Below are 23386 nucleotides of genomic sequence, written 5' to 3' on the forward strand. Positions count from 1 at the left end.
TAGGTAGCTCTTCTTTTACCATTCTCCAGCTATGCTCTCTTGCTTATGATCTATAGTAAATCTTTTAGTATCAAAATAGTCTCCTCCAATTAAAAATGTAGGATCTACATTAATCCACTTATTCTCACCTGCTATATATACTTGATTCCAAGCATGACTAACCCAATTACTTCCATTAAACCCTTGACCAGTTATAATTCTAACTTTTATATTGTTAGCTCTGCACATAGCGACGTATAGACATGCATAATCGAAACATATTCCACTTTTAGAATCAAAAGTTGGGATGGCCCCCGATGTCATTTGTGTATCATTATTTAATACTCTATTTGCTTTTTCATCACTATAAACTATCTCACTACCTACCCACTTGTATATAGCCTTGGCTTTATCCCTCGTACCATTTTTACCTTGAGCTAAGTTAATAGCGAACTTATTTATCTCATCATTAGACTTAACTCCTTGCTCTAGTGTAATACCATTGTAATAAACAATACCTTGTTTCTTATTATTTTGTACATTAGGCGCAAGTGTAGAAGGATCTTTCACAACTATCGTAAATGAATTATTAACGATATTAGGAAGTTTTTTCGCAAGTTTCGAATTAGTAAGAGGAATTACTACTTCCTTTGATATATAATTGTATGCTTGTGATTCTTCCAAATACTTATTATATGTATCCGCTACATTGAGAAGTGACATAAAATTCAATACAAAAGTAATAACAATTACATAAGAAATTGCTTTAGGCACTTGAAATATTGCACCAACAATTCTATTAAATAAAATACTCTTTTTCTTTAACTTATTCTCTATAGTATCAAATAAAGGATAAAGAGTGATATGAGCAATAATATTAACAACAAAAGTTATGATGCTGTAAATTATCATTATCAAAAGTGGCATAAGCAATATATAAATTACCAATGGATTACTATTAATAAATTCTATAGCCTTTGGCGGTATATTTTTATATATGTTTGCATACATACCTTCATCATGTTGAATAAATATTTTTTTAGTGTAATAAATGCCTAAACACAAAGAAAACAAAAAAGAAAAGCTTTGAAATACGCCTTCAATAGATCCTTTTAAATATTCCGATGAAAACTTAGATATAAACCCTCTAATTATTGGGTATATAAATAATAATAGCAAAATCATACTTACGGGTTGCCTAAACAATACTATCACCTGCTTTAATTCGTATCATCTTTTTCCTCCGACTTATTATATTTTGAGGATGAGATAAACTAAAGTTATAATTCACCTCATATCTATTCATCTTCCACACCGTTAATCAAATTTCTTAATACTTTTTTGATTTGTTCCCACCTAAAACCACGTCGCAAAAGATAATCGTAAAGCCTTTTGTATATTTTTCTCTTATCAGTCTCTGACTTAATTAATATATTGTACCTTTTACTAGCTAGTTCGTACAATTTATTATAATCTTCCTCAGCTGTATCTTCATAGTTCTCACCTTTGGACAAAGGTATCCCGTCTACAATGTCATCATCCTTGTCATCACTCGCGATTTCATCCATAACTTTTCTGATTAGTTCGTAATCATATCCACTACGGGCTAAATAATCTGATGTTTTTTTGTATAGTTTTTGGTGGTCTTTTTCACTCTTAGCTAATGTTACAATCTTTTTATTTGCTAACTTCAAAGCTGTTTCTATTAGCTGCTCACTAGTTATTTTATTAAGTTCTTCATTAATCAATTCTTTTGGTAGAAATTTTTTTAATAATGCAAACTTAATCTTATTTTTACCACAAGATCTAATTTTCTCTTTTATATATAACTTAATAAATAGACTATCATCAATAAAATCATACTGCCTTAAAAAGTCCATTACCCGTTCTATGGTCTTAGCATCAAATTCTTTCATCGTTAATTTATCTATTACTTGCTTTGTTGACTTAAAACTTCTTTCTAAAAAGTGAAGTGCACAAGTTTTTCCTTTTATATAATTATCTTCATTAACTATATTGTAAAGACTCTGCTTGTCCATGGCTCTACCCTTAGTTATATTATGAATATAAACAAGCTGAGCATCACATGCAAAAGCATACTCGCCATCTATATAGATGTTAACTCTAGCCTTGTTCTTCTTTTGGAATTCAATTTTTGTAATAAGACTATTCAATATTAGCCTCTCTTTTCTGGTAAAAATATGTGAATTGTTGGTTTTTGTAATACTTTTCTAGAAACATTATATAAATCCTCACTTTTAATATTTCCCATGTTTTTCATATCATCAGTAAATTGATATATATCTTCACTATCCATAGCCTGATGAAGTACATAATTTGAAAGATCCGTAGAATCCTCAAGCGTTGATGCAATGGCAGTTTTCATTATTTTTTTCATTAAAGATATTGTATTATCATCAAAAACTATTTTCTCAGTTTCGATGTCTTTAATTACAGTATCAATTACATGGATTGCCTCATCAACATTTTTTTCTGATACCGAGGTATAAATATAAAGTGTTTTAACGTTATTTGAAGTATCTAAATGAGTGTAAACATCATAAGACAATCCTCTTTCTTCACGTAGTTCTCTAAATAGTATAGAATTAGAACTTTCACCAAACTTAAAATTTAATATTCTAAGTGCAAGTTCCTCGTCTTTAGACAAACCATTAAATGTATATAAATAAAGTATTGTACTTTGTTCAATTTCTTTTTTATATGATATTTTTTTTATGAATTGTTGTTTTTCAGCTATTATTTTTTTCTTTTCAAATTTGCTCTTAATCCATTTACCAAAACACTTACTTACAATATTTATTATGTCCTCATGTTCAAAGGGGGATACAATAGATATAAAAGAATTATTCGGCAAATAATATTTATTATAAAACTTAACAAGTTGCTCCCTTGTAACATTTTTTATAATATCTTCATTTCCAATAGTATCTTCCCTAAGCGGACTATATTTAAACGCGATTTCATTAACTCTTTGAAAACTTAAGTCTTCAATGTCATCATTAATTGTTCTAATTTCAGATAATATAACGCCTCGTTCCTTTTCAATTTCAGCAATAGGGAATGTAGAGTTTAAAAGCATATCCCCCATAAGTGTTATAGCATTCTCTAATTCTTCATTTAAAACCGTCGCACTATATACTGTAGAATTAAAATCAGTATAAGCATTATATTCTCCACCTAAATTTTCTAAATCACTATTTAGCTTCTCATTAGTTCTAATATGTGTACCTTTAAACAGCATATGTTCAATAAAGTGCGCTATGCCTTTTTCATCTTTTTCTTCAAAAAGCGAACCTATATTTACTCCAGCATGAACTGCTGATATTTGACTATCCTTTTTAATAGTAATAAGTTTTATACCATTACTTAGCTCTGTTTGTTTTGTGTTAAAAATTTCTTTAATCATCATATTCTCCTTTAACCTAAAACTATATTATTAATTATCATCTTAAAATACAATATTAATACATTCAAGAGGTAATTTATACCTTAATTTAAAAAATAATTTACTTACATTTAAGTAAAACGCATATGTTGTTTAACTATATCATACTTTTAACTACTTTAAACTATATTCTTAACCAATTTAAAGCACATTTTTTTGTGAATTATAGCAAAAGCTATTGACTAATCAAGAATTATATACTAGAATTAAAGTTCGAGTCAAATACTCATAGACAGTTCGCAACCATCCTGTCTTAAACTAAAACTATGGAGGCACAAAATTGAATATTAAATTAAATGAAGGAACTATGTCTGTAAAAATAAGAAAAATCGTTTTTGCAGCAATGGTGGCTGCTATTTATGCGGCTTTAACTCTAAGCTTATCGTTTTTCAGCTTTGGAGTTATTCAATATCGCGTAGCTGAAGGGCTTACTATCCTACCTTACTTCGCATCCTTTTCTATTCCAGGATTGCTAATAGGTTGTATAGTTTCTAATATTATAAGTCCACTAGGTATTATGGATATGGTTTTCGGTTCCCTTGCAACACTTATATCCGCAATTTTAACTTACTATATTGGTAAGAGCAAACTAAAGTTCAAAAAAATACTTGCTCCATTACCAGCTGTGCTAGTAAATGCCTTTGTTATAGGCATACTGTTAAAGCTTTTATATGTCAAGGACATGCCCCTTTTACTTTGTATGCTGCAAGTTGCATGGGGAGAATTAGTCTGCTGTTATGGAATTGGATTACCTCTTATTTATATTATTGAAAAGAACTCAATTTTGAGGAGTTTTTTAAAGTAATAATGAAAAGCAATTTAATTTTGCTTTTTTAGTTTAATATTTATTGTTTTGTATAGAAAATTGTAATAATAGATGTATTTGATACTTTATGAGAAGAAAGAGGAATTTTAATTAATGGAAAAAATTAAGTTTGATGAATTAGGACTAAACGAATCTGTACTACACGCTATACAAGATTTAAAATTTGAATACCCATCTGATATCCAAGAAAAAGCTATTCCAGTAGTACTCGCTGGCTTTGATATCATAGGTCAGGCTCAAACAGGAACTGGTAAAACATTAGCATTTGGTGCACCCATTTTAAGTAGAATGGAAAAATCAAATGGTAAAGTTCAAGCAATAATAATGTCTCCAACAAGAGAACTTGCTGTTCAAGTTGCTGAAGAACTTTCTCGAATTGCAAAACATGAAAGAATTAAGATATTACCAATCTATGGTGGTCAATCTATCGATAGACAAATATCCGCTCTAAAAAGAGGAGTAGATATTGTAGTTGGAACTCCAGGAAGATTACTAGACCATATTAGAAAAGGCACTTTAAAACTTGCAAATGCTAAGTTTCTTGTTTTAGATGAAGCTGACGAAATGTTAAACATGGGCTTTATTGAAGATATTGAAAGTATTATAAGTAATTTAAGTTCAGATAGACAGACTTTACTTTTCTCAGCTACTATGCCAAGAGCTATTAAAATATTGTCAAAGAAATATATGCATCCAGAAACAAAAATTATTGCTATAGAAAAGAAATCTTTAACAGTTTCTACTATAAAGCAATTTTATTATGAAGTAAATAATAAAAACAAATTTGAATCATTATGTAGAATTCTTGATGTTGATGCTCCTAAAACTTGTATACTATTCTGTAAAACTAAAAAAGGTGTAGATGAGTTAGTTGATGCATTACAACCTAGAGGTTATACTGTAGAAGGTATGCACGGAGACATGAAACAAAGCCAAAGAATGAACACTCTTAAGAAATTCAAAGAAGGTAATTTAAACTTCTTAATTGCAACTGATGTAGCTGCAAGAGGAATCGATGTTGAGGATGTTACTCATGTAATAAATTATGATTTACCACAAGATAGCGAATCATATATACATAGAATTGGTAGAACTGGTAGAGCAGGTAAAGAAGGTACAGCATATAATCTTATAACAAGACGTGAATTATCAGCTATAAGACAAATTGAACGTGATACTAAAAGTGTAATCAACAAAAAAACTGTACCTACTATAACAGATATTTTTGCTGCTAAATCAGATACTATTATAGATCAAATAAAATTAGTTCTAAAAGAAAATTTGTATGAAAACTTTCTTCCACTAGGACAAAATCTTATTTCAGAATTTGGTGATGAAGATGTAGCTGCTTCTTTAATAAAAATTATTTTTGATAAAGAAGTTAACTATAACTATGCAGATGATTCTACAACAACAACATCTGACACTGTTAGACTATTCTTATCTATAGGAAGAATGGATGAAGTTATGACTAAGGATATTATCGCTTTCTTATGTGAAACTGCTAATATTAACAAAACTGAACTTGGTCGTATTGACATCTTAGATAAATTCTCTTTCTTAGATGTACCTTCAAACTTAGTTGATGCTATTTTAAATAATAGTTCAGGTAAGAGATTAAATAGCAGAAAAGTAAATATTGAAGTTGCTAAATCTAGAAGATAATTCTAACAAAACAAAAAGAGTACCTATTATGGGTACTCTTTTTGTTTTGCTAATTTTATACACAATATTTTTGTATTTTAATTATGTTACCACCATCTCTAACATACAATATATAAGGGGTGATAACTATGAACAAATTCAAAAAACTACTTTATACTTTAACCTATATCTTATTGATTGAGATATGTCTAATATATTTTGTTTATAAATAAAAATATTAGAATCCTTATTTATATTATCTCAGCTTTATAGATTTCCTCAAAAGCGCATAATTTTTGCACAATACCACTACTCTTAATATATCTTGGCGCTAAAATTGTATACATCGTTGTACTGTACTTTGAAGTTTCATTTTCATCTTCTTCATCATCAATCACAAATTCTATATTCTTAACTTTTATGCTAACACTGTCAAAATACTTTTCTAGTTTTTCCACCATGTCTTTTTTGTTAACATATTGAATTTCCAATTTTAGAACATTAGTATTTTTAAAAAGCTTAGTCTCAAAAGTCTTAAGAAATACTAATACTATAAAAACACATATAGTGGATAATATCGTTAAAGTATAATATCCGAGTCCAATAGCAAGACCAATACAAGCAACTGTCCATATGCTCGCTGCAGTAGTAAGTCCTTTTATTGATCCCTTATCATGTATAATAGTACCTGCTCCTAAAAAGCCTACCCCTGTTATAACTTGTGCTCCCAGCCTTCCAATATCTACTTTCATAGCCGATTGGAGCTCTGGATGTTGCAAAATCATATTAGTTGTTTCTTGAATAGAGTATAATTGTATCATTGAAGTAATTGCCGCACCTAGACATACTAATATATGCGTTCTAAACCCAGCTGGTCTATTTTTAAACTCTCTCTCATACCCAATTAAACCACCGACTAAAACTGCAAGCGCAAGCCTTATTGCTACTTGATATACTAACATGTACTTACCCCCATAAATCCATTGATAACATTATATTTTAATTTAAATATTTTAATTCAATACGGTTTGATTTTAACCACTCTATAACAAATTCATTTATACAATGGTCTTCATATTTATAATACTCATCCGTAGTACATTCATCGTCTTCGCATGCATCCATTGTATTTTGTTTATCCATTAGAACATGTTTAAACTTTTTTGTAGGCTCATTGCTTTTTAATGCCTCCGTTAATTCTAATTTCAAATCATAATTACTGATTTTAGTTTTAACATATTCCTTCATAGCTTTTATATAAAACTCCTCATCTATTAGTGGAGTAATTAAATACCTATTTGCCTTATCCTCATTAATAAGTATCGCAATACTAACAAATTCTTTTAACCAATTATCGAAGGTATTTTCCTCCAATGTCCCATTTTCTAACGCTAAACTTACTTCTGTTGGAATATATATAACCTCGCCAGTAACCGAATCTAGATAACTTTTTCCTAAATTGTCATCAACATGCGAAATTGTTTCTATAAGTGCTTCCATATCAACCGCAACTAAATTCAAAACTTTTCCTCCTCAAATTGTATAATAGTTATTTAATATCTACAATAAAAAGCCAATAAACCCAAATGGTCTATTGGCCTATTTACTTATTCTTCAAATGTTGATTCATATTCTTCTAATACTTTTGCGAATTCTTCCTCATCTTCTACTGCAATATATTGTTCTTTATCGTCTACTAATTCTATTTTATAGACGAAAGCATCATCTTCTTCTCCTATTGGAGCGAGCAATGCATATTTATTTTCATCTAATTCAATAATTTCAATTATTTCAAAATCAACCTTTTCTCCATCTTCATCGAGCATCGTAATAACTTTATTTTCTTCCATGACAATTCCCCTTTCAAACTTAATAAACATATTATACCGTTAACCTCGCCGTCATGTCCATATAAAATATAGATTTAAATTATTTTAATCACTATATCCATCCATTCCTCTAATAGATACTTCTCCTGATACAATATGTTCAACATTGCCACTAGAATTCTCAACAACTAATTCACCTTTATCACTTATATCAATTGCTTTAGCTATTGTTACTTTTCCTCTATTTATTAATTGAATCTCTTTACCTATAAGGACTGAATTTTTTCTACATATCTCTAAAGTTTCTTTTATACTATCATTTTCTACAAAATCATTATACAACTCTTCAAATATATTTAAAATGTTAGCAAGAAGTAGCTTTCTGTCCATAAGTTTACCACTTTCAATCTTAATTGACGTAGCCACATCTTTTAGATCAGTTGTAATATCTTCTTTTTCTAGATTTACATTGATTCCAATTCCCATAACTAAGTAATTTACATGATCGATTTCTCCGCTCATTTCTGTTAATATACCACATACTTTTTTACTATTAAGTATTATATCATTAGGCCATTTAATACTTGTTTTAACCCCCATTCTCATAATAGCTTTTTGAACAGCTGCTGCTCCAAGAAGTGTTATCTTTGATATATTTTCTGTAAGTATATTAGGCCTAAGTATAATTGACATCCATATACCCTTATATTTTGGTGATAAAAAGTTTCGTCCGAGCCTTCCACGTCCTAATGTTTGTTCTTCACTTATAACAACTGTGCCATGTTCCTTACCCATTTCCGCAAGCTCTTTGGCCTTAGTGTTTGTTGACCCTATAGAATTGCAATAAATAATATTTTTACCTATACACTCTGTATTTAAATGATTTTTAATTTCCTCGAAGGTTAGTATATCAGGTGATGAGATTATTCTATAACCCTTTCTTGAAATAGCTTCAACTTCGTAACCATCCTCTTTAATAACCTTTATATGTTTCCAAATAGCCGCACGACTGACTCCTAAAACCTCACTAATTTTTTGACCCGACACAAAATCATTTCCACTGGCCTTAAGTAATTCAAGAATTTTTTCTTTCATAATATCAACACCTTTTTTATTTTGTAATATAGATAAAATCTCTCTCTATCCAATTATAGTCTCCTATATTCCTCTTGTTTATATCCATGTTTACCTTTAAGTGTTAGATCAATATCCAAAAGCAACTTATCTTTATCAACTGGTAACGTTCCAGAAAGTGATACATAATTTGAAGCATGATTGCTTCTAAAAATACAATTAGTAACTTCTACGTTTTTAAGGAATTCCCTCAACTCCTGGACTACTTCTTCCGGAGTTAATACATGAAAGATACCATTTTGTATATCTTTATAAATAGGTGTCCCGCTTTCTAACATTAAAGTCAAAAATCCAACATAATCTGGATTTATAGCACTTATAAGTTTCGCCGACTCTATAGCATTCTCACTGATTTTTTCTCTGCCTCCTATACCCGAAATCAGAGTAGTTGATAATTTTATACCGCTTCCTTTAACCTTTCTTCCTGCCCTAATCAAACTTTGGGCAGTTACACCTTTATTTATACTCTTTAGTATTTTATCACTTCCAGATTCAACTCCAAGATATAAAATCCCAATCCCCAGAGCCTTAAGCATGCTAAGATCCTCTACTGACTTTGCTAAGATATCATTAGGCGTAGCATAAACCCCCACTCTCTCGCACCCTGGAAACAACTCTTTAATCTTTAATAAAATTATTTTTAAATCACTAGTTTTAAGAACTAAAGCATCCCCATCTGCTAGAAATATTCTTTTAACCGCGCCATAATCTAACTTAGCCTGCTCAAGATCAGATATAATGTCTTTTAATTCACGTACCCTAAACTTCTTATCTTTATACATCCCGCAAAAAGTACATCCATTATGTGAACACCCAATAGTAACCTGTACAATAAGACTATAAGCCTCACTAGGCGGTCTATACACTATCCCCTCATACTCCACTAAACTCATCTCCCAGTCATCCTTTTCTCCCATAACTATCCCCATAGCCTAAAAGGCTATGGTTCTTTTGAAGCATCCTGATAGTTTCCTTTTAATTACCTCACATCCCAAAACATCCTTTTCTCCCACAACCATCCCCATAGCCTAAAAGGCTATGGTTCTTTTAAAGTATTCTGATAATTTCCTTTTAATTACCTCACATCCCAAAGCATCCTTTTCTCCCACAACCATCCCCATAGCCTAAAAGGCTATGGTTCTTTTGCAGTATCCTGATAATCTTGTTAACTCTAGCAACATAGTAATTCGGCAATAAGCGTATATATTGTGTAAACAGCAATTGAACAAACCTTAGTAATTCTTAATTTATTTTATTTATACCTGCGTAAGAAAACCGCATGTTTGAGCGAAGCGAGTTTGCGGTTTTTAGCAGACATAAATAAAATAAATTTTAGAATTACAAGGTGAAGTGAATGCTGTTCTAACAATATATACACTTATGGTAGAAGCCACAATATTCTAGGAACCTTATGTATATTATTTAGAAGACAATGAACGTTCTTCGCACTTTCTAATGAAAGATTCGATGTTCTCTTTTTCCTCGCAGATTTTGGTTTCATTCATATCCCCTCTACCAAGTCTATCACACAGTGATAGCAAAGCAATTTCTTTAATTGATATATCAGATCTCATTTCTTCAACATTCGAAAATGGTAAATCTTTCGTTACAAAAAGAGTTTGCATATGCCACCTAACTAAAGCTGTAACCTGTATAATTAATTCTTCATCATTTGTCAGTGCACAAAGAAACCTTTTGCTAAGTTCTGAACCAACTTTATCATGATCATATGATGTTATCTTTCCTTTCCTAAATTTTGTTGTAGGTGCTTTACCTAAATCATGTAATAAAGCCGCCCACATAAAAGCAATAGGATTCTCACTAATTTCTTTTCTCTTTGCAGCATTATCTATAACTAACATTGTATGTTTCCATACATTTCCTTCTGGATGATGAATTGGTGATTGTGGAGTTTCAATCAGATTTCTCAATAATGTATACGGATATAGTGTGTAAATATCTTTATTATTTATAATTTCATCAAAATATAAAGATGGATTTTTATCCTCCATTAGATGTTTTTGAAATTCTTCAAACATTTTAACCATACACTAATTCCTTTCTGTTTATTATTTTATTTCATAATCTTTTATTATTATAACAAAAAGAGCAAGTTAACTTATCTAAACTATATACTATTTTAGTTTAGATAACAAACGCTTGCTCTTTTTATTAATATCTCTTTATTAGTTATTCTGACTTGTTTCCGCCATATTCACTTTTATTAGTTGTAAAAACACTATCATTGTATGCGCTTTCCTCAATGGATTGAATAATTTGATTTTTAGAATGTGGATTTTTGGATTTTGTGTCTTTGTTAATATAATTACGGGAATTATCCTTACTAGCTTGTTCACGACTCTTCATACAGAACCTCCTAATTACTTATTATAGATTTAAAAAACACCAATCATCCCTTATATGCTGCGATATTAATGCTCGCTATACTTTTTTAACACTTTTTTAAACTCATCGCCCTCACCTATTGATTTATATTCTACTTCGCCATTAACTACAACTGACTTATAGGCATACGCCTCATCTGAATCCTTAGGTCCAACTATTACATAATCAGTTCCATCCATTTTAATAGCATCAATTAGTTCTAAATCAACTTTATCACCATTTTCATTTAGAACAGTAATTATTTCATTAGTTTTCATATACATACCTTCTCTCATGTAATTTAGCAATTTGTTTTTACGTGCCCTCTTATTTTGTTCCTAATTTAATGTTTTATACCAAATATTTATAATAAGTAATAAAAATTAAAAATGCTTTGTTATCAAATAATTATTTAATAACAAAGCATTTTTTTATTGTGATGGGATGTGTAGATTATTATTTAATAGATTCTGCAATCTTTATTAATTCATTTTTTGTAATTCCACCTTTACCCGCAGATAAAAAATAAATCGCATTTTTAGTTTCCCAATCAATGTTTCTATCATCACTTATTACAGCATTTACACCATTAATTTTCGTTTTTTCAATCGTGCCATCTGTTGAAAGTTCACCTTTAGTGGTTTCATCTGGAAACCTTTGTTGCATAGATATAGATTTTCCAGTTTTCTCATTAGTGAAATACAACTCAATATATTTACTATTTTCAACTTTTGTTTCATTCTTCTCCTTATAAAATTTTGCTCTATCAAATTTATATCCTTCTGGCAAAAATGTTGGAAGCTTAACATCAAAGCAAGTATAATAATTTAATTTACTAGAATCTTTTACTTCAACTACCGCATCTTTACTTTCTTTGTCCATTTTTTCTTGCTCAGCTACAGTTGTTATTTTACCACCCTGCATATTAGCAATTTTTTCCCCTTTTGCTGTATATAATTCATTGTAATTATCCTGCGTAACTACTTGTACTTGCTTTCCTTGTTTATCAAAAACTTTGCCTTTATACTCATCTGTAAGTCTCATTTCTTTTATTTTAGATGGCTCCATTTGCATAACACTTATATGTCCTAAAGATATAGTTTTTATTACTTTATCCGCTATCTCTTGTGCAAATGATGTTTGCATTACAGAAACACTTACTATACATATTGCTGCTACTGCAATAGCAGTTTTTTTAAATTTATTTGATTTTTTCATAGTATTCTCTCCTTTATTTTCACTTATGCTTTTTAAAGTTTTATTCAATACCCCTTTTTTATTGCTGTTTTGACTAAAATCTTCATCTGATATATTCTTGCTAAATTTTAAAAGTTCATTATATTCACTAGATTCTATTTTTTTCTTATCCTCTATACCATTAAAATAAGCATCCATTTCTCTAGAAAATTTATCTTCAATTCTCTTATTGCTCATATCGTTTCCTCTCTTCCTCAATTTTCTTTTTTAACTTTTTCATTGTTCTATAAAGTATTACTCCAACATTGCTTTCCGTAATATCTAATATTTGTGCTATCTCCTGATTTTTAAGATTTGCACCAAACTTAAGAGAAACAATATTTCGATCCCTTTCATTCAGAATCTTCAAAGCCTTTGAAAGTTCACTGTTACTTTCTGCTGATAATATTATGTCTTCGGGAGTTTTTCCTCTTGATGCTAAGTCCTTAATTGTATCAATAGAAAATAATTTATGCTTTTTTAGACTTCTAAAATAGTCATTTACTATGTTTCTAGCTATAGCAAACATCCATACCTCGAAAGGTGACTTACTTTGAGAATACATATCTATTTTAAACATTATTTTTTCAAAAACCTGACTTGTAAGGTCTTCTGATGTTTCAATGTTATTAACACGATAATACATATAGTTATAAACTCTTTTGTAATAGATTTCAAAAATATGAGCAAATTTTTCTTCTTTACACAATTCTTCTGTAATTTCTTTTTCATATGAAATATCACGCAATACAAGTTGCTTCATCTTTTTAAAACCCTCCTTCCTTTGTTTTTTTACTTGGCCAAGTAAGCTCATGTGTTAATACGTAAAATTTTTCATTTCATTACATATATTTTAATCTTTTTAATATAATGTGAAAAGAACAAACAATAAATAATTCCCTCAAACCTTAAGTCTGAGGGAATTAAAAAATACTTTAATTTTTTATTTTATATACTTATCATAAATTATAGATAAAAGTTTATCTTTAGTATTAAGCTCCGAGTTTTCTAAGACTATATTTAAAAGAAATTTCAGCATAACACCTATCTGAGCTCCTGGCTTAATAGAAAATTCATTCATTAAATCTTTACCGTTTACTGCTAGTTCTTTTATAGATAATGGAGCCTTAGATTCTATTATAGCTATAGTTTGTTTCTCCACTCTATTAATTTCATCTAATCTAATTTGAGGAAACCGTGACCCTAAAGCATCTGCTCTTTGCAATGCAAAAAGGCTAAAGACTAAATTCATACTAGTTCTATTAATAAGACGTTTCACAGTAATATCTGTTGGATTTGTAAGTACATTCATATGCTCCTTTACTAAGATCTCAATTTCAGTTATACTCTCATTATCAAATTTAAGTCTTCTAAGTATTTGACCTGCTATTTTAGTTCCCTTTCTATCATGTTCATAAAAATGTCCTATCCCACTCGCATCAATAGTAAAGCAATCTGGTTTAGCGATATCATGAAGTAATCCTGCAAATCTTATGTTAAGAACTGGTGGGCATTTTTCTACAACAGCTAATATGTGGGAAAATACATCTTTGTCATGGTGAGGATTTCGCTGATTAAATCCTACTGTTAATTGAAGTTCTGGCAGTATAATCTGCAATAATTTAGTTTCTTCAAGTAATTTAAAAGCTTTTGTAGTGTTATTAGATACTAACATTTTACATAGTTCATCTCTAATTCTTTCAGTACTTACATTTGATATAAGGTTACAATTCATTTTTATAGCAATCATAGTTTTTTCTTCTATATCAAAATCTAGTGAGGCTGCAAAACGAATAGCCCTAAGCATTCTTAGAGCATCTTCCTTAAATCTTTTATTAGGTTCTCCTACAGCTCTAATTATTTTATCTTTCAAATCAAAAATACCGTCAAAACAATCTATAAGGCCATCTGCCTCGTTGAACGCTAAAGCATTTATAGTAAAATCACGCCTTGCTAAATCTTCTTCTAAATTTGAAACAAAAGTAACACCACTTGGTCTTCTATTATCTAGATATTCACCATCTATTCTATAAGTTGTAACCTCGTAGCCCTCTCCATTTACCATAACAGTAATAGTCCCATGTTTTATTCCCGTTGGAATAGTCTTATCAAAAATTCTAATTATCTCTTCTGGCAGGGCATTAGTAGTTATATCATAATCCTTAGGAACAGCTTTCCCGATTGTAGCATCACGTACACTTCCCCCCACTATATAAGATTCATATCCATTATTTTTTAAAGTATCCAAAATTATTTTTACATCATTTGGTATAAACATAACTCCTCCAATATTACTTTCCGTTTATTTATTACAATTTAAATATACATTGCTATTGGTATAATCTCAATTACAGGTCCGTCAATTACTAGATTGTTTGAATCATAATCGCTAATTAAAGTTGTATCTTTTAGAAACCTGTTTTTAAATTCTTTAAAATACTCCTCATTTAAATAATCAAAATAAGTTCCACTAAGCAAATCATTGTTATTTATTTCAGTTTTATTTTTATTTGGAATTCTTACCACCTTACCAAGAACAGTAATTCTGGCACCTTCAATATAATCCAAATTATCTGCCATATGTTTTATCTCCAGGGGCACTATAACTTTTGTATTACTATCACCAATATTACTACTAATAAACTTTATACATTTTTCAGTTTTGCAGACTTCCATATCATCTTTTAGAATTTTTAAGACTTGCCTTTTAACTTTATGTTCTTGACTTTCATCACCATTTTCTAGTGGCTCCGGTGAAAATGCTAACTGCATTTCCATAACTCTAATTATATCTTCTATATATTCTAATACTGGATTTTTATATAATTCGCAAGTGAACTGAACAAAATCAAATTCCTTAATATTTGCCACATCGCTCCCACTCGTGATGACCTTTAACATATTTTGCTCATTTAACATATTCTTTAATCTTGACAAAATTGTTATTACAATTGAAACTCTTTCTTCAATTTTCTGCGATGTAAATTCATTTAAAAATTGAACATTTAAGTCACCTTCCATTATTTTACCACAGGTAGCTTCATATAATGGTGTATTTGTACTAATCGTTAACAGCTTCCTTGTACTTTCACTTTTTATTTCTGCAAACTCCTCAATTACAACTGTATATAAATTATTTATCATATCTCCATTAGTATATAAAGGTATTAGTGCTCTGTTATCCATATTTTTATACCCCCATAAGTCATCACTTTCAGTGCTGTATTGTTTTCAACACTGCATCACTTTCAGTGCTGTATTGTTTTCAGTAATACAATATAAAACAATGCTCATAACTATTTTATATTACTTTTTATAATTTAGAACAATAACTTGTAATGGGATTCTTTATTTATAGCTAAGTACACTATTTTTTCTTTAGTAATATTGATTTCATAACTGCAGTTTCGCCATATTTATTGCGCAAACTATCTATAGTTTTATCTATACTTCTTTTCTTTTCATCATTAGTATTATCAAGGTCAAAAATTGATATTTGTTTAAAATTATCATCACATAAATTATTAAGAGAAACTCCTAGTAATCTTATGGGCTCACCTTTCCATAATTCATCAAAAAGAGTCCTTACTGTTTTTAGTATCTCCTGAGTTTGATCCGTAGAGCTTTTTAAAGTCGTACTACGCGAATAATCAATAAATTCATGATTTCTTATAGTTACTGAAATAGAGTAGCAACACTTTTTTATATTTCTTAATCTACTAGCCGTATGTTCAACTAATTCTAACAATACTATATAAGCCTCATCTTTACTTTTAATATCATTTGCCAGGGTTGTTGAATTGTTTATTCCTTTGAGCTCTCGTTTATCCGATCTTACTTCTCTATTATCTATTCCATTAGCATATTCCCACATCATCCTACCACTACTTTTAAAATGGTATTTCAAAAATTGAACATCGTACTTAGCTAAATCTCCTATAGTAAATATATTTAAATTATTAAGCCTTGGAACACTTCTACGCCCAACCATGAAAAGCTCTCCAACTGGAAGATGCCACAATTTTTTTTCTACTTCATTTTTATAAAGCGTATGCACTTTATCCGGTTTTTCAAAATCAGATGCCATTTTCGCTAGTAGTTTAACATCTGACATGCCTATATTTACTGTAAACCCTAACTCGTTCTTTATCCTATCTTTAATATCATATGCAAGTCTTAGTGCTGCTTCTTTAGACGTATTATAACTTGTTACATCTAAATAACACTCATCTATAGAAAATTTTTCGATAATTGGTGTATAGTCACCAAATATTCTTCTCATAGCCTTACTACAGCTTTCATATAACCCAAAGTCAGGTGATACAACTACAAGGTTTATACATTTCTTTCTTGCAGTAAATAAGCTCTCCCCTGTTACTATTCCACTCCTTTTAGCTATCATAGATTTTGCGAGAACTACCCCTCTTCGAGACTGTTCGTCTCCACCTATTACAGCAGCGATAGCCCTCAGGTCGATCTTTTCTCCTTGCTTTATCATCTTCGCAGCACTCCAAGAAAGAAATGCTGAATTAACATCTATATGAAATATAAGTTTTTCGTTAAATTTGGTCATATAATCTCATCCTTTTTATAAATCCTCTATAAGAGATATTATATATATTTTCCATATAAAAAAGCAACCTATCCTTAATTAAAGAATAGGTTACTTTAGAATAAAGATAAGGTTGCTTTAGTATAAAGATACGGTTGCTTTAAATAATTAGTTAATATATCTTATGCTTTTATATTAGCCTTTATATAATCCTTTATTTCATCTGCATCACCAAATGTAAGTACTGGTGCTGATAGTTTTTCACATTCTTTAAAGCTAGAATTTGTAATAGTTTTACGTGCTCTTAATATTGAAGCTGCACTCATACTAAATTCATCTAGTCCAAATCCAAGAAGTACAGGGATAAGATTTGCGTCTCCTGCCATCTCACCACACATATTTACAGTTATTCCGGCTTTATGTCCATTATCTATTACTATTTTAATAAGTCTTAAAACAGCTGGATGATAAAAATCATATAAATATGATATTTTCTCGTTCATTCTATCTACTGCCAAAGTATATTGAATTAAATCATTAGTACCAATGCTGAAGAAATCTACTTCTTTAGCTAATACATCTGATATTATTGCAGCAGATGGTATTTCTATCATAATACCTACTTCTATTTTCTCATCAAAAGTTACTCCCTCAGACTTAAGCTCTTTTGTACACTCCTCAAGTAATTTCTTAGCTGCTCTAAGCTCTTGAATATTACATATCATAGGAAACATGATTTTAAGCTTACCGAATGCAGATGCTCTTACTAAAGCTCTTAATTGAGTTTTAAATATATCGGTTCTATCAAGGCAAAGTCTTATAGCTCTATATCCGAGGAACGGATTCATTTCCTCGTCCATAGGTAGGTAATCTAATTTTTTATCTCCACCTATATCTAATGTTCTTATAATAACAGGTTTTCCATTCATCTTTTCGAGAACTGATTTATATTCTCCAAATTGTTCTTCCTCAGTTGGTAGAGCATCGTTTGCCATATATAAAAACTCAGTTCTAAATAATCCTATAGCTTCTGCGCCATTTTTAAGTACAGCTCCTAAATCTGCAGCTGACCCTATATTGGCAGCTATTTCAACTTTTTTGCCATCAGTTGTTATAGATGACATTGTCGCATATTTAAGTAATTGATGTTTAGATTCAATAAATTCTTCTCTTTTGATTTTATATTCATTCAAAGTTTTCTCGTCTGGTTTAATAATAACTAAACCTTCTTCTCCGTCTACAATAATTAAATCACCATCTTTAATTTTATGTATACCACTACCTGCGCCTACAACAGCAGGTAATTCTAAAGAACGTGCAATAATAGATGTATGAGCAGTTCTTCCTCCTATTTCAGTTACAAAAGCCAAAACCTTTTCTTTATCAATCTGCGCTGTATCTGATGGAGTAAGGTCTCTTGCAACTAATATACACTCATCTTGAATGTCTGCAATAGACGCAACTTTTATTCCCATTAATATATTCATCACTCTTTTACTTACATCCCTAATATCTACTGCTCTTTCTTTCATATATGCATTATCCATATTTTCAAAAACAGCAGCTGTTTCTGTAGATACGGTTTGTAGTGAGTATTCGGCACTTACCATCTCATCATCAATTTTCTTTTGAATAGCACCTATAAATTCTGGATCTTCAAGCATACATAAATGTGCTTCAAATATTTCTGCTTTTGCATCTCCTAATTTTTCCTTTACACCTTCAACCATTTTTTGAAGCTCTACAATTGCTTCTTTCAATGCATTATCAAACCTAGCAACCTCTCGCTTTGAATCCGAAACCTTGCTTTTCTTTACTTCAACTACCTCATCGTTAATAACTAATGCTTTTCCTATAGCTATTCCAAATGATACACCTACTGCTTTTAACATAATTTTACCCTCCTGTTATTCCTGTTTTTATATTTTCGATTATAATTTTTTTCCTACTAATTTGTAAGCCCTTGCTCGATAAGTTTCACCATAGCAACTGCAGCAGCTTCTTCATCAGCACCACTTGCTTTTATTATAATTTCATCACCTTTAGCGGCCGCCATACACATTATAGCTACTATACTTTTTGCATTGTACTCATTACCATCTTTTACTATAAGAACTTCTGATTTAAATTTTGAAGCCTCTTTCACTACTGATAATGCTGGCCTTGCATGTATTCCAGTTTCATTTTTTACTGTCGCCTTCTTTTCTATCATATTGTAACCACCTTTACCTTTTTAATTTTATTATAATAATTTCATTGTTTTTATCTACATTTCCTAAATCAAATTCTACAGATTCCACTTCTGCATTTTCAGTAATGATTAAAACACATAAATTACTCTTATCTTTTGCTTTAATTAATTCCTAGCATTTTAGAATCACCTTTCTATAAGATAACTAACAATTATTAATTAATCATTTAAATATTAGTTTGCTCATTGTTACATATTTTAAATACATTTATTATAATCTATTAAAGTAGCCAAATCTACAAAAACAGCTTAATAACTCTCTTTTTTTATATTCTTAAAATAAAAGACATAAACTAATAAGATGCCTTATTAGCATTTTATTTGGTTCATGCCTGATCTAATCAGCAACATACCTAATAATATAAGGATCAAAAGTTTATATAGAGATAATTAAAACCGATTTCAAGTTTTATCTCACCATTTATATATTTTAAAATATATTCTACAATTATTCAATAGTTTTTTTTAAAATATTACTAAAGTTCAGAATATTAACACTTAATTTGTAATTTTTTGTTTGATAAAAAATTAACTTTTAAAACTCTTGTATACATTATAACATTACTATATATAATATTGTAAAAATATTAAGAAACTTCTCTAAATAAATACAAACACCCTAAAACACTTTAGGATGTTTGCTTAAATCTTTAAGCCATAAACATTTTTATATCATCACTTGCGGTTCCTATTCCAGCTATTCCAAAGTTTTCAACTAATACATTGACAACATTTGGAGATAAGAATGCAGGTAGTGTCGGTCCTAGATGAATATTTTTAACACCTAAGTGAAGTAGTGCTAATAACACTATTACGGCTTTTTGTTCATACCATGCAATATTATATGTTATTGGTAATTCATTTATATCAGACAATCCAAATACTTCTTGCAGTTTCATCGCAATAACTACTAATGAGTATGAATCATTACATTGCCCAGCATCTAAAACTCTAGGAATTCCAGCAATATCTCCTAGTTCTAATTTATTATACCTATATTTAGCACAACCTGCAGTTAAAATAACTGTGTCTGTTGGTAACTCTTTTGCAAAGTCAGTATAATATTCGCGGCCTTTCATACGTCCATCACAACCAGCCATTACGAAGAATCTCTTAATTGCTCCTGTTTTTACAGCATCGATGACTTTATCAGCAAGTGCTATTACTTGATTATGAGCAAATCCTCCAACTATTTCTCCTCTTTCAATTTCAGTTGGTGCACTACATTTTTTAGCATGCGCGATTATTGCTGAGAAATCTTTAGCTGCTCCGAATTTTCCATCTGCTATATGATTCATTCCGTCAAATCCAGATGCTCCAGTTGTATAAACTCTCTCTTTATAAGAATCTTTTGGAGGAGTAATACAGTTTGTTGTCATAAGTATTGGTCCATTAAAACTTTCAAATTCTGAATTTTGTTTCCACCATGCATTTCCGTAATTACCTACTAGGTGAGTGTACTTTTTGAACGCTGGGTAATAATTTGCTGGTAACATTTCACTATGAGTATATACATCTACTCCAGTGCCTTCTGTTTGTTTTAATAATTCTTCCATATCCTTTAAATCATGTCCACTTATTAATATTCCTGGGTTATTACGAACTCCAATGTTTACCTTTGTAATTTCTGGGTTACCATAAGTAGTAGTATTTGCGTTATCAAGTAATGCCATAGCATCTACTCCATATTTACCACACTCAAGTGTCAATGCTACTAATTCATCAACTGATAAAGTATCATCAGTAATTTGAGCTAAGCCTTTTTGCATAAATGCATACAAGCCACTGTTTTCATATCCTAAATTAAATGCATGGTCAGCATAAGCTGCCATTCCTTTGATACCATAAGTCACTAGTTCTCTTAAAGATCTTATATCTTCATTTTCTGTTTTAAGAACGGAAGCATCTATAGATTTACTCTCATATTCTGCAGGTGTTCCTGTCCATGTTGCACATTCAGGTAAATTAGCATCTATCACTCCGCCAGCATTTACAAGTTCTTTTTTAATTACTTCTCTTAATTCTAATGCCTTAGTTATTGCTTCTACAAATCTAGCTTTACTAAAATTGGCATTTGTTATAGTCATAAACAAACCAGTTACTACAAATTTATTTACTTCCTTATTTTCTACTCCGAGTTCTCTTGCTTTTGTAGAATAAATTGATATTCCTTTTAAAATGTAGATTAACAAATCCTGCATTTTAGCTACATCATCTGTTTTACCACAAACCCCTTTTATTGTACAGCCTGTGCCCTTTGAAGCTTCTTGACATTGATAACAAAACATACCCATTGTAAATTCCTCCCGTTTTTTTGGATAGACAATAATATAATCATCTTCCATATATTAAAGTTTATAATTTTACTATTTAACATCAGCATAAGTAATTTAACCGCCCCGCTGAACTACCTTTATTATACTTTGAGATACCTTGAAAGTCGGTAACAAATGTTACGATAATAATACTTTATATATATTATTATTCTTCTTCCATCATATTTTTTGAGTACCTTCATTAATAGTAGATTAATTATGGTATAATTATTTTGTAAAACAATTAGGAGTGGATATTATGAAACATAGAAATGTTAATGATTTAATAAAATCAAGCCTTTTTCTTGCGCTTGCTATAGTATTTCAGGTAATTGGAAAAAGCTTTCCAGGTATAAGCCAATTTTTTGTTGGTCCAGCCGTTAATGCTCTCCTTATACTCACAGCTATAATTTGTGGCGGTACTTATGGGATATTAGTAGGTTCTTTAACCCCTCTACTAGCCTATCTAACTGGCCAACTTGCTAGTGTTTTAGGACCTTTCATACCCTTTATAATTACTTCCAACATATTATTTGTGCTTAGTTTTATAATTTTAAATAAACGAGGTAAATATGGAAAATATTTAGGGATTATAATTGGATCTTTTATAAAATACATATTCCTATCTATTTCAGCATCAAAACTTATTCACCTATTCGACCTAAATATTCCTACTAAAATAATTAGCAAGTTAGTAATTACTATGGGAATACCTCAGCTTATAACTGCACTTATTGGAGGATTTTTTGCCTTAATAATAATTAGTATTTTAAGAAAGAGAAAAGTCTTTATATAATTTTTTTATTTTTTTTAATATTATCTTAAATTATTACTATATTTTTGTAAAAATTTGCTCGTAAATATGTTTTTTTTTACATATCTCTTTATTCATTGACAAAAATTCGCATATTGTATATACTATATACCATGTATATAAGATTTTTAACTTTAAAGGAGGAAAAAATTATGATGTTTTCAAATTGGTTTAAAAACCGTAAAAAAGAAATACAAAGAAAAGAAAAAATAAGAACAGCGAAAAAGGTAATTTTTGGTGCCGCAGCTGGAAGTCTTAGCGGTATAATCGGAGGTTTACTTTTTTCACCTAAATCTGGTAAAGAAACTAGAAAAGATATTGCTAATTCATCAAAAGAGCTTAAAAACAATATTAAAGAAAAAAGTACAGTACTTAAGGGTCATATTGATAATAAAGTTAGTGATGCTAAAGACGGTCTAATTGATGCTAAAGCAAAAATTTCAGAATATTTGAATGAAAAAAAAGCAACAAATCAAGATACAGTTTCAGAAGTAATTGATGAAACAAAAGATACAGTAGAAGATATCTCTGCAATCATTGGACAAGCTGATGTATCTGATAAAAAAAGTAAGAAATAACCAAATTTAATAAGGAATAGTGGTGCTATTATGTATGTGAATTTTTTTAAATTAGGTCAAGGTTTATTAATTTTTCTTGGTATAATAATTATGATTATACTTATAGTCGGATTATTAAAGCTTATTAAAACTATAACAAGTGTAAATTCAATTATTAAAAGGAATGAAGATGATATTGAAGAAATATTATCAGTACTTCCAAAGACATTCAAAAATTGGTTTGAGATAACTGACAATGTAAAAGATGTTACTGAAGTAGTAGTTGAGAAAACCGCCAGTGCACTTAAGTCAACAGAATCTTTTCAAAAATATTTAGTATACATAGTAGATATTTTAACTATTGCAAAAAATATCTTTTCAAGTAAAAAGTAGGAGAA

General features: G+C 29.8%; 24 protein-coding genes. 5 read left to right on the forward strand and 19 right to left on the reverse strand.

Annotated features, from left to right (window positions below):
• Positions 1-15: 15 nt before the first annotated feature.
• The 3 genes from KPL54_RS12695 to KPL54_RS12705 form a co-directional block, all read right to left on the reverse strand.
• The gene (locus KPL54_RS12695; RefSeq protein ID WP_216106900.1) at positions 16-1185 is read right to left on the reverse strand and encodes a transglutaminase domain-containing protein; all 1170 of its coding nucleotides are present in this window, start codon (positions 1183-1185) and stop codon (positions 16-18) included.
• Positions 1186-1277: 92 nt separating this feature from the next.
• Positions 1278-2153: a recombination regulator RecX gene (gene recX / locus KPL54_RS12700; RefSeq protein ID WP_216106901.1), complete on the reverse strand. Its 876-nt coding sequence runs from the start codon at positions 2151-2153 to the stop codon at positions 1278-1280.
• A 2-nt stretch (positions 2154-2155) separates the two neighbouring features.
• Complete coding sequence (locus KPL54_RS12705; protein ID WP_216106902.1) at positions 2156-3406, reverse strand: M16 family metallopeptidase; 1251 nt, start codon at positions 3404-3406, stop codon at positions 2156-2158.
• 319 nt (positions 3407-3725) lie between these two features.
• Between KPL54_RS12705 and KPL54_RS12710 the strand changes: the two genes are divergently transcribed.
• Both KPL54_RS12710 and KPL54_RS12715 read left to right on the forward strand, forming a co-directional pair.
• Positions 3726-4250, forward strand: a complete 525-nt coding sequence (locus tag KPL54_RS12710; RefSeq protein WP_369700372.1) for a QueT transporter family protein — start codon at positions 3726-3728, stop codon at positions 4248-4250.
• A gap of 114 nt (positions 4251-4364) precedes the next feature.
• On the forward strand, positions 4365-5936 hold the full coding sequence (locus KPL54_RS12715; RefSeq protein WP_216106903.1) for a DEAD/DEAH box helicase: 1572 nt from the start codon (positions 4365-4367) through the stop codon (positions 5934-5936).
• 230 nt (positions 5937-6166) lie between these two features.
• On the opposite strand, the gene KPL54_RS12720 is transcribed toward KPL54_RS12715, so the two are convergent.
• The 16 genes from KPL54_RS12720 to hcp all read right to left on the reverse strand — a co-directional run bounded on the left by KPL54_RS12720 (position 6167) and on the right by hcp (position 21596).
• A complete protein-coding gene (locus tag KPL54_RS12720; protein WP_216106904.1) occupies positions 6167-6877 on the reverse strand; it encodes an MgtC/SapB family protein in 711 nt (236 codons plus the stop codon).
• Positions 6878-6914: 37 nt separating this feature from the next.
• Positions 6915-7436 (reverse strand): UPF0158 family protein, encoded by a 522-nt coding sequence (locus tag KPL54_RS12725; RefSeq protein WP_216106905.1) that lies wholly within the window; start codon positions 7434-7436, stop codon positions 6915-6917.
• An 86-nt stretch (positions 7437-7522) separates the two neighbouring features.
• On the reverse strand, positions 7523-7765 hold the full coding sequence (locus KPL54_RS12730; RefSeq protein ID WP_162523245.1) for a DUF1292 domain-containing protein: 243 nt from the start codon (positions 7763-7765) through the stop codon (positions 7523-7525).
• Between the two features lie 84 nt (positions 7766-7849).
• Positions 7850-8839, reverse strand: a complete 990-nt coding sequence (locus tag KPL54_RS12735; protein WP_216106906.1) for a biotin--[acetyl-CoA-carboxylase] ligase — start codon at positions 8837-8839, stop codon at positions 7850-7852.
• A 53-nt stretch (positions 8840-8892) separates the two neighbouring features.
• The gene (locus KPL54_RS12740) at positions 8893-9762 is read right to left on the reverse strand and encodes a radical SAM protein (protein WP_216106932.1); all 870 of its coding nucleotides are present in this window, start codon (positions 9760-9762) and stop codon (positions 8893-8895) included.
• A gap of 534 nt (positions 9763-10296) precedes the next feature.
• On the reverse strand, positions 10297-10926 hold the full coding sequence (locus KPL54_RS12745; RefSeq protein WP_216106907.1) for an HDIG domain-containing metalloprotein: 630 nt from the start codon (positions 10924-10926) through the stop codon (positions 10297-10299).
• A gap of 142 nt (positions 10927-11068) precedes the next feature.
• Complete coding sequence (locus tag KPL54_RS12750) at positions 11069-11245, reverse strand: hypothetical protein (protein WP_216106908.1); 177 nt, start codon at positions 11243-11245, stop codon at positions 11069-11071.
• Positions 11246-11310: 65 nt separating this feature from the next.
• Complete coding sequence (locus KPL54_RS12755; RefSeq protein WP_071614069.1) at positions 11311-11541, reverse strand: DUF1292 domain-containing protein; 231 nt, start codon at positions 11539-11541, stop codon at positions 11311-11313.
• A 178-nt stretch (positions 11542-11719) separates the two neighbouring features.
• The gene (locus tag KPL54_RS12760) at positions 11720-12697 is read right to left on the reverse strand and encodes a DUF4367 domain-containing protein (RefSeq protein ID WP_216106909.1); all 978 of its coding nucleotides are present in this window, start codon (positions 12695-12697) and stop codon (positions 11720-11722) included.
• Positions 12687-13262, reverse strand: coding sequence for a sigma-70 family RNA polymerase sigma factor (locus KPL54_RS12765; protein ID WP_216106910.1), 576 nt, complete (start codon positions 13260-13262; stop codon positions 12687-12689). Before KPL54_RS12765 ends, KPL54_RS12760 begins: the two co-directional genes overlap by 11 nt.
• A gap of 180 nt (positions 13263-13442) precedes the next feature.
• Positions 13443-14777: a CCA tRNA nucleotidyltransferase gene (locus KPL54_RS12770; RefSeq protein WP_216106911.1), complete on the reverse strand. Its 1335-nt coding sequence runs from the start codon at positions 14775-14777 to the stop codon at positions 13443-13445.
• A 38-nt stretch (positions 14778-14815) separates the two neighbouring features.
• Positions 14816-15685, reverse strand: coding sequence for a DUF6414 family protein (locus KPL54_RS12775; RefSeq protein WP_216106912.1), 870 nt, complete (start codon positions 15683-15685; stop codon positions 14816-14818).
• 181 nt (positions 15686-15866) lie between these two features.
• Complete coding sequence (locus KPL54_RS12780; protein WP_216106913.1) at positions 15867-17072, reverse strand: DNA polymerase Y family protein; 1206 nt, start codon at positions 17070-17072, stop codon at positions 15867-15869.
• Positions 17073-17233: 161 nt separating this feature from the next.
• Complete coding sequence (gene ptsP, locus KPL54_RS12785; protein WP_216106914.1) at positions 17234-18943, reverse strand: phosphoenolpyruvate--protein phosphotransferase; 1710 nt, start codon at positions 18941-18943, stop codon at positions 17234-17236.
• A 56-nt stretch (positions 18944-18999) separates the two neighbouring features.
• On the reverse strand, positions 19000-19263 hold the full coding sequence (locus KPL54_RS12790) for an HPr family phosphocarrier protein (protein ID WP_216106915.1): 264 nt from the start codon (positions 19261-19263) through the stop codon (positions 19000-19002).
• Between the two features lie 689 nt (positions 19264-19952).
• On the reverse strand, positions 19953-21596 hold the full coding sequence (hcp, locus tag KPL54_RS12795; protein ID WP_216106916.1) for a hydroxylamine reductase: 1644 nt from the start codon (positions 21594-21596) through the stop codon (positions 19953-19955).
• A 280-nt stretch (positions 21597-21876) separates the two neighbouring features.
• Between hcp and KPL54_RS12800 the strand changes: the two genes are divergently transcribed.
• The 3 genes from KPL54_RS12800 (at position 21877) to KPL54_RS12810 (ending at position 23381) form a co-directional block, all read left to right on the forward strand.
• Complete coding sequence (locus KPL54_RS12800; RefSeq protein WP_216106917.1) at positions 21877-22413, forward strand: ECF transporter S component; 537 nt, start codon at positions 21877-21879, stop codon at positions 22411-22413.
• Between the two features lie 170 nt (positions 22414-22583).
• Positions 22584-23009, forward strand: a complete 426-nt coding sequence (locus tag KPL54_RS12805) for a YtxH domain-containing protein (RefSeq protein ID WP_216106918.1) — start codon at positions 22584-22586, stop codon at positions 23007-23009.
• A 36-nt stretch (positions 23010-23045) separates the two neighbouring features.
• Positions 23046-23381 carry a hypothetical protein gene (locus KPL54_RS12810; RefSeq protein WP_216106919.1) on the forward strand — a complete coding sequence of 112 codons (336 nt, stop codon included), beginning with the start codon at positions 23046-23048 and terminating at the stop codon, positions 23379-23381.
• Positions 23382-23386 lie beyond the last annotated feature (5 nt).

Source organism: Clostridium estertheticum, from assembly GCF_018861295.1.
Classification (GTDB): Bacteria; Bacillota; Clostridia; order Clostridiales; family Clostridiaceae; genus Clostridium_AD; species Clostridium_AD estertheticum_D.